The sequence below is a fragment of the Pseudomonas sp. EL_65y_Pfl1_R83 genome (assembly GCF_963970695.1).
GTDB classification, from domain to species: Bacteria; Pseudomonadota; Gammaproteobacteria; order Pseudomonadales; family Pseudomonadaceae; genus Aquipseudomonas; species Aquipseudomonas tritici.
Map to the genome: position 1 here is coordinate 1 of NZ_CAXAQI010000237.1, position 528 is coordinate 528.

Below are 528 nucleotides of genomic sequence, written 5' to 3' on the forward strand. Positions count from 1 at the left end.
GAGCCAGACGATCGGTGCCGATCGTGAAGCAACCCGGCACATCGTACCGGGTATGCGCGTCGAGTGCGATTTCCAGCGTGACGGGTTCGATCAGATCGGCCTGTTCGAAGGCGGCGAACATCGCGTCGCGCTGCTGATGCCCATCATGGATGACCTGCAACACGCGCACGATATGGTCGAGATAGGGCGACGAACCGCCATGAGGCAGGAACACGGCCTGTGCATTGGGGCTTTGCGGTGCAGCGGCGATGCGCGGATGGTCGAGATCGACATGCAGCATCGGCTCGCGCCGCGCCTGGCCGTCGACCGTGCGATCGACCAGGCCAATCAGGAACGGCCCGCGCTGGTGGATCACCGGGATGTGCCGCGCCTGCCAACCGGTGATATCGAGAAACAGATTTTCGTCGCGGTCGAGCCCGAGCAGCGCGACTGCGTAAAACGTTCCCGCGTCGTCGCGGCGGAACAGAATGGGATAATCGCGCTGCGCCTCATCGATTTCGCCGGGAAAGAGGACGCATTCGTTCACCG

At 63.3% G+C, this 528-nt stretch carries 1 protein-coding gene; it reads right to left on the reverse strand.

The annotated features are described in order from the left end of the window. On the reverse strand, positions 1 to 528 hold a 528-nt coding region (locus tag AACY08_RS28610), incomplete at both ends, for a SapC family protein (protein ID WP_339472460.1).